The sequence below is a fragment of the Chitinophaga sp. genome, assembly GCF_036569125.1.
Lineage (GTDB): Bacteria > Bacteroidota > Bacteroidia > Chitinophagales > Chitinophagaceae > Chitinophaga.
In genome coordinates, this window is record NZ_DATCRF010000606.1 from 1 (window position 1) to 6867 (window position 6867).

The 6867-nt window shown below is 45.5% G+C and carries 8 protein-coding genes; 7 read left to right on the top strand and 1 reads right to left on the bottom strand.

All coding sequences use genetic code 11. From position 1 onward, the window contains the following. Positions 1 to 50: 50 nt before the first annotated feature. Both VIM87_RS22645 and VIM87_RS22650 read left to right on the top strand, forming a co-directional pair. Positions 51 to 584 carry a hypothetical protein gene (locus VIM87_RS22645; protein ID WP_331999207.1) on the top strand — a complete coding sequence of 178 codons (534 nt, stop codon included), beginning with the start codon at positions 51 to 53 and terminating at the stop codon, positions 582 to 584. After that, the gene (locus VIM87_RS22650; RefSeq protein ID WP_331999208.1) at positions 585 to 2138 is read left to right on the top strand and encodes an AAA family ATPase; all 1554 of its coding nucleotides are present in this window, start codon (positions 585 to 587) and stop codon (positions 2136 to 2138) included. It begins immediately after the preceding gene. 18 nt (positions 2139 to 2156) lie between these two features. On the opposite strand, the gene VIM87_RS22655 is transcribed toward VIM87_RS22650, so the two are convergent. Next, entirely contained in the window at positions 2157 to 2570 is a 414-nt protein-coding gene (locus VIM87_RS22655; protein ID WP_331999209.1) for a response regulator, read from the bottom strand. Positions 2571 to 3187: 617 nt separating this feature from the next. Between VIM87_RS22655 and VIM87_RS22660 the strand changes: the two genes are divergently transcribed. From VIM87_RS22660 to VIM87_RS22680, 5 genes are all read left to right on the top strand, one after another. Then, complete coding sequence (locus VIM87_RS22660) at positions 3188 to 4000, top strand: helix-turn-helix transcriptional regulator (RefSeq protein ID WP_331999210.1); 813 nt, start codon at positions 3188 to 3190, stop codon at positions 3998 to 4000. An 86-nt stretch (positions 4001 to 4086) separates the two neighbouring features. Then, positions 4087 to 4854 (top strand): isocitrate lyase/phosphoenolpyruvate mutase family protein, encoded by a 768-nt coding sequence (locus VIM87_RS22665; RefSeq protein WP_331999211.1) that lies wholly within the window; start codon positions 4087 to 4089, stop codon positions 4852 to 4854. Between the two features lie 19 nt (positions 4855 to 4873). After that, positions 4874 to 5254: a YybH family protein gene (locus tag VIM87_RS22670; RefSeq protein ID WP_331999212.1), complete on the top strand. Its 381-nt coding sequence runs from the start codon at positions 4874 to 4876 to the stop codon at positions 5252 to 5254. Between the two features lie 244 nt (positions 5255 to 5498). After that, positions 5499 to 6383, top strand: coding sequence for a diacylglycerol/lipid kinase family protein (locus tag VIM87_RS22675; protein WP_331999213.1), 885 nt, complete (start codon positions 5499 to 5501; stop codon positions 6381 to 6383). After that, a partial coding sequence (locus VIM87_RS22680) for a dual specificity protein phosphatase (RefSeq protein WP_331999214.1) occupies positions 6376 to 6867 on the top strand: 492 nt, incomplete at its 3' end. The genes VIM87_RS22675 and VIM87_RS22680, both read left to right, overlap by 8 nt.

The following is a 6867-nucleotide window of genomic DNA, read 5'->3' on the forward strand; positions in this document are numbered from 1 at the left end:
TTGTACCTCCCAGCCAGTTCATTAATCCCAGGATAAAACACCAGTAGCGTATGGCGACTATAGTTACCTATGCGGAGTGGGTTGCAGTGCTTGAAAAATTCAGTAACGGAGATGATACCGTGCTTACGCAAATGGAGCAGGGCAGCTTTTCCTTAGATGCCGGCACCGCCCAACGCTTTTATACCAAGGTGGAAGAGGCTTATAAAACACGTAAAAAAGGCTGGCTGGAAAGATTCAACCGCTCTTTCCAGTTTCAAAAAATGAAAAGTGAAAATGAGCTGGAGATCATTTTCCGTGATGCCAAAACAAACCTCTCAACACTTTTAAAGTTTGTAAGCGCCGCAGGCCTGCCGGAAGAATTGCGCAAAGTGCTCAGGAAAGATCTTGAAGACTTTGTGCTGGAAATAAAAAAGTCGCTGAAAGATGATATTTCAAAAAGGCAGCAGCATAAAGAAAAAATGTTGCTGCTGCTGAATAGTTTTGGCTTATACGAAACATCGGCCAATAACCCGGCAGGCGCCAGCCCACAGCACTATACAAATACCAATACCATTCCCCCTACAGGCAGAAAAATTATATTCTAAATGGCATTTAAGGAAGAATTTAAAACTACTTTATCAAGAATGTTCCGGGCAAGGATCCCTTTTATATCCATACGGAGCATAGAACGCGCAAGGGTTTTAGAAGTAGTGCAGCAAATATCTGAAGAGATCAATATCCCCATATACGTACACAGCCTGTCCCAGGGCACCAGGGATATTAAAACAAACAGAAGTGTAAATGACGACCGCAGTATTGCCGGCGGGCTGGATTTTGCCGTACAAAATATTGCACAAAGGCAAAACCTGACCTTCATTTTTACGGAGGTAAGTGACATTGAAGATGACAACATTGTATCCCGCCATCTGTATGATTGCGTGGTGCAGGCCATAGAACGGGGCGGCTGCATCTGTATCATCACTACAAAAAGTGTATGGCCCCAGCTGCAAAGGCTGGGAATGACCATTACCCTGGATGCGCCTAATGAGGAAGAAATGTTAGCGATCGTAAAAGAATGCGTGATCCCATACAAGGCATCTATACCTATTGACTGGGAGGAGGCCGATTTCATAATGGCCGCAACTACCCTGGCCAATATGACCAAAATAGAGGCGGAAAATGTATTAGCTACCCAAATGGCCAAAGGCTCGCTTACAAAAGACGACCTGAGGGAATTAAGTAATGCCAAGGACAAACTATTCAGTGATATTTCCGGCCTGGAAAGAGTGAAAATTGATCCGGGCACCTTAACCGTAGCCGGGTTAAGCGGCTTACAAAAATGGCTGGATAATCAAAAACAGCTGTTAACTGCTGATCTGAAAGCAAGAAAACTGCGCCCTCCGAGAGGGGTGCTGCTGGTAGGCGTTCCGGGTTGTGGCAAATCACTATCTGCCAAGTTTATAGCTGCCAACTGGAACCTGCCCCTGTACCGGCTTGACCTTGCCTCTATACACGGGCAATACCTGGGGCAATCTGAAAACCGGTTGAAAGAAGCCCTGGCCTCTGCCGACAATGCAGCCCCCTGCGTGCTTTGGATAGATGAAATAGAAAAAGGTTTGTCGGGCGCAACAGGTTCAAATGACGGCGGCACCTCAACCCGGATGGTGGGGCAATTCCTGTTCTGGCTGCAGGAAAGCCATGCCAAAGTATTTGTTGTTGCTACTGCCAATAATGTAAGCCAGCTGCCCCCTGAATTACTTAGAAAAGGCCGGTTCGATGAATTGTTCTTTGTAGACCTGCCCTCTGAAACAGAGCGTAAAGACATTATTCAGCTATATATAAAACGCAATATGCTGCCAACACCATCCGCGGCTACGATGGATAATTTAGTTGATATTTCAGACGGGTTTGCAGGATCAGATCTTGAAAGCGCTGTGCGGGATGTTGCCATCCAGGCTGTTATTTATGGGGACAGCATTGTGAATGATCAGCTTTTTGAAAAAAGCTTCCTGAATGTAGTACCACTCAGTAAAACAAGTCCTGAACAAATAGAAAATATCCGGCTATGGGGGCGTGAAAGGGCCGTTCCTGCTTCCGGGGTTTCCTGGAGTAATTCCCCCAATAACAATACTAACGGCAAGCGCAGCATTCTGCTTTAAGAAAGGCTGCGCTATTACTTACCCATTGATCACAAACTGTGACATAGGCGGATAGTAAAGCATCCGCTTCCAGTCAATCGCAAAGATCTTTTCCAGCACATCTTTCAGATCTGCCAGGGAGGAAGGTTTCTTAGCGTAGAGGTTTGTGCCTTCCCGGTAACAGAATTCAATGGTTTGCAGATCGCTCAGGGAAGAATATACGATAATAGGAAGCGAATCAAACTCCTTGTTGGCACGGATCTCCTTTATACACTGATGCCCATCCCTGCAGGGCATTAACAGGTCCAGGAATAACAGGTCCGGATGCTTTTCACCCAGTAACCGCATCAGGATATCGCCATTTTCCGCTCTCGTTAATACTACCTTAACCGTTGTGAGGTCATTAATTGCCAAAGAGAAAATCAGGTAATCGTCGTCGTCGTCCTCAGCCATTAAAACATGTGTCAGATCTTGATTAACATTCGTCGTCATAATAATCTTTATCTTTTTGGAAGAAAAATCCCCCTTTCAACTGCAAATAAAGGAATTATCAAATAACAATTAAAAATGATTTAGGTGCATTCGTTCCCGGCAGCACAGTACTTTTATATTGTTGTAGCCTCTTAAATGGATGCCGCTCAAAAATCATACTAAAAACACCGCATTAAACATAATATTTATATTCAATCTGTCTGTAAAACCCATCTTGGCAGGCCCCTTTTGCAAGGGCGACGGCATTAAAGATAAGCTATCAACCAGATATGTATCCTGCTCTGACGGTCATTTTCAGTCCCCCGAAGCCGGTTAACCCGATCATATATTCATGGGTGATAGAGCGGAACTGCTTTCAGCACTGCGTAATAAAATGCTCAATCTGATGCATGGAGGCACAGATCATACAGATGACCGGGACAGTACAATTCCCCGCCCTATTGCCCGTTTATTATAAATTCCGGAAAAACTACCTGCTATATATGCCGCCCTTTATGCTGGCTGGCAGTTAGTATCGTGAGCCTCAGGAAGATAGGGAAGGCGCGGGATTTATAACCGAAAATCCCTAATTTTAGTACATGGAATTTAAACACTTCCTCCCATCCCCTGCTTTAAAGCCGTATATCCGGCACTACTATATCTTTGAATCCAATGCCAACATTGCATTCGACGATACGGTATTTCCCAGCGGTGATATGGAAGTGATCTTTAACCTGGGAGAAGGCGCCTGGGAGGCCGAAGTGGAAAATGAATTTTATAAAAACCCAGCCATAGAGCTGTGGGGGCAGATCACCAAACCACTGGCCATCCGCTCAAAAGGCCGGCATAGCATGCTGGGCATCCGCTTCCTGACCCATTCCGCCGCTTATTTTTTTGATGATGAAATGGGCGTGTTCAACAACCGGGTTACGGACCTGAGCGATATTATAGGCAAACCCGCAAAGATCCTGCACGCGCAGCTGCTGGAAGAAACCGTACCGGAAAACAGGATAGCGCTGGTAGAGGATTTTTTAATGAAGAGATTATCCCGCAATGAAAAGAAATCCTTCAGCATTGATAAAGTAGCGCACATTTTAACCAGCATAAAAAATAACGCAGCTGAAACAAACATCAGCAACATTGCCACCAAACATGGCATTACGCCCCGTTACCTGCAAAAGATCATTTACCAGCATACCGGCCTGTCCCCAAAATCATTTAATAAAATATACCGGTTCCAGCACAGTCTTAAGCTGATCTCCAAAAATGATCAGCCCTTCACTTCTATTGCATATGAATGTGGTTATTTTGACCAATCTCATTTTATAAGGGATTTTAAATCATTTACCGGCGTTACCCCCTCTGCCTACCTGGAAAATAACTTCCCCATTAACCAGGCTTTCGTACAATAAGCACCCTGTTCCGATTTGTACAATTTCAAAGCGCAGCACTGCCCTAGTTTTGTTGAAAAATATCAGCAAAGCATAAACTTTATTGTATGAGCGCATTTGAAACCTTTTCGCAGCTGCATCAAAATGCAACACCACTCCTATTGGGTAATATCTGGAATGTGCATAGCGCCCGGGTATTTGAAGCCAGCGGGTATAAAGCCATCGGCACTTCCAGCATGGCGCTGGCGCAATCTTTCGGTTATGAAGACGGTGAGCAGCTTCCCTTTGAGATACTGCTGCAGCTGGCTAAGCGGGTAACGGAAACCGTACGTATACCATTCTCTGTTGACATAGAAGGCGGTTATAACCGTACTGCAGCAGGTATTATTGATCATATACAACAGCTGCACGATGCAGGTGTGGTGGGCATTAACCTGGAAGATACTGTTGCCGGCAGCAGCCGTGTGCTGCAGGAAGCAAGCGCCTTTCAAAAAACATTAGCTGCAGTAGCAAACCACATCAGCCGCAATAATCTGCACATCTTCCTGAACATCCGTACAGATGGCTTTTTGCTGGGCATGCCCACTGCATTAAGCGAAACGCTTACCCGCATTAAGCATTATGAAAGCGCCGGGGCCGACGGCATTTTTGTACCCTGCATTACGCGCCCGGACGATATCCGCGAAGTAGTAAAAGCCACTAACCTGCCTATTAACGTAATGTGCATGCCGCAGCTGCCGGATTTTGAGACCCTGGCATCGCTGGGTGTAAAAAGGATCAGCATGGGCAGCTTTTTGTTTGATAAAGTATATGAACATGCAGGCACCCTTGCTAAAACCATCGCCAAAGAAGAAAATTTCTCCGCCTTATTCTAAACACTTAAACCTTAAAAAAATGAACTTACCTAAAAGAGCAGAAGATGCGCATGCCGCACTGGCCGCCGCTTTTAACACCGGCGATGTACATACCGTAATGAGCATGTACGATGTAAGCGGCTTTATTGTGCCCGAACCCGGCAAACCGGTATCCGGCGCTGAAAAATTTGAAGAAGCCATTAAGGGCATCTTATCCATTAAAGGCAAAATGGAAATTAAAACCGTGTATTGTTTGCAAACCGGCGACATTGCAGTAGGCCGCTCTGAATGGAGCATTACGGATGGTGACGAAGTAAAGGTCAGCGCCAAAGGTATTGAAGTAATGATCCAGCAGAACGATGGCACCTGGAAGATCCTGATAGATCATGCATTTGGAGCAGAGGCCAGCCTGGTGGCTTAAAAGAGCTGAAGCCCCAAAAGGTTTGACACGTATAAATGACCGGCCATACCGGTCATTTATAATTTTATGGCCTTGGATTTATAAACACCTGGCCTTTTGCTGGAATGTGACTATTGTATTGCTGAAGAAATTTGTTGAGCAATAAACCATTTGCCTTTTATTCATATAAAATTAATACTGCTATTAACCCCGTAGTAGCTGTGGAGGCATGATTTTGGAGCTTTCCCGGTGTAAACCTATTGTGTTGAAAAAAATACACTTCATTATTAATCCTGCTGCCGGAACGGAAGAGCCAATTATATCCATTATTGCAGCGGCTTTCCACAACGCTGCAATTCCCTTTGTTATCACAGAAAGTAAAGCTCCGGGCGATATTTTTGACCTGGTAAAAGTGCTGCAGGATACAGATAATATAGTGGCTGTGTACGGTGGCGATGGAACTGTGATGGAAGCTGCGCGCGCCCTGCATGGCAGCAGCACCCCCTTGTTTATTGTGCCTGGCGGAACGGCTAATGTAATGGCCAAAGAGCTGAATATACCGGTGGATACCGAAGAAGCTATAAGCATGCTGGTGACGGGTGACTATACTATAAAGACCATTGATATGGGCCTGGTGAACGGCACTCCTTTTTTAATACGGGTAAACCTGGGTATTCTTTCAGACATGATCACTGAAACCGATCCGGAAATGAAAGAAAAATGGGGACAATGGGCCTATGGGTTAACTGCCTTTCAAAAATTACCCAAAGAAGGCACGCTTTTCCATTTAACAATAGATGGGGAACCTTACAGTGAAAAGGCCGTGGCATTAACTATCACCAATGCGGGGAATATTGGCCGGGAAGGTTATTCCTTCTTACCCGGCATTAGTGTAAATGATGGAATGCTGGATGTTATTTCCATGAGTGATGCCAACCTGTGGTCGCTGCTGAAAGTTACGGGCAGCATGTTATTTCAGAAAGATTCGGAGCTGTTGAACCACCGGCAGGCAAAAGAGATCACCATACGTGGGGATGGTAACCTGCACTTTCTTTGTGATGATAAAGAGCAAACAGCAGCGGAGCTTAAGATCCGCATTTCCCCGGCATCACTGAATGTTGCTGTACCAAAAACAAAAGATAATGCTTAAGCGATTAAAGAGCATATGGCTATTGGTAGTTATTTTCTTCCAGAAACTAACGGATATCACCTACCGCCGGCTCAGGGGCATTCCCCGGCTTAAACGCAGCCAGATCACCGCCAACCTGTTCCTGGGCGGGCAATACAACCTGCAGGGATTAAAACGGTTAAAAGAAACAGGCATCACCGCTATCATTAACATGCGCATGCATTCCATTTATACGGAGGCGCAGTATGAGGGCTTCCGCTACCTTCATTTGCCTACTATAGATAATACCCCGCCCACTTTAGAGGACCTGATCAAAGGCGCAGAATTTGCCTGTGATGAAATTAAGAACGGCGGCAAAGTATATATTCACTGCAGGCAGGGGCTGGGCAGAGGTCCCAGCATGGCCATTGCCTACCTGTTAAAAATGGGCGCCACTTACGACGATGCTTTTGCAACAGTAAAAAAAGTACGCACCTTTATTAACCCCAGGCCAGGGCAGGTACAA